The following is a 637-nucleotide window of genomic DNA, read 5'->3' as shown; positions in this document are numbered from 1 at the left end:
TTTGCTGCCACTAGCTAAATTTCACTTCTATTTGATTAGCTATTTTTTAAAGCGCTAGCTACCTTGAAAGCACTTGTAAATGCAAAATGCAAGTTATATCCGCCAAGCATACCAGTGATATCTAAAACTTCTCCTATAAAGTAAAGCCCTTTTACGCTTTTACACTCTAAATTTTCATTTAAAAAATTAGTCTTTACGCCACCTTTTGTAACTTCAGCCCTTTCAAAGCCAAATGTCCCAGCTGGGGCAAAATGATATGCAAAAAGCCTTTTTATGATGCTCTTTTCATCATCACTAAATTCATAAAATGCCCTATCTTTTAAACCAAAATTTCTTAAAAACTCCAGCACAAATCTCTTTGGCAAAGGTAAAACTGAACTAAGCTGCTTTTTGCCATTTACTAAATTTTTCTCACTAAATTTAGGCAGAAAATTTATGCAAATTCGACCCTTTTGCCAAAAGAGTGAGGCGTTTAGTATCGCTGGACCACTTATGCCTCTATGTGTAAAAAGCAGATCACCACTAAATTTATAGCTCTCATTTTTGGTATTTATCACTACATCTGCGCTTAGACTAACACCACTAAGCTCTTTAAACCAAAACTCATCTTTTTGCACGCTAAAGCCAACAAGAGCAG

At 35.2% G+C, this 637-nt stretch carries 1 protein-coding gene; it reads right to left on the bottom strand.

The window, feature by feature from the left end; translation table 11 throughout:
* Positions 1-35: 35 nt before the first annotated feature.
* Positions 36-637: NAD(P)/FAD-dependent oxidoreductase (locus HMPREF1019_RS09655; RefSeq protein WP_009295562.1), on the bottom strand; the 602-nt coding region annotated here is incomplete at its 5' end.

Source organism: Campylobacter sp. 10_1_50 (genome assembly GCF_000238755.1).
In the GTDB taxonomy this organism is placed as follows: Bacteria; Campylobacterota; Campylobacteria; order Campylobacterales; family Campylobacteraceae; genus Campylobacter_A; species Campylobacter_A concisus_R.
This window is presented reverse-complemented; position numbering and strand designations above follow the sequence as displayed.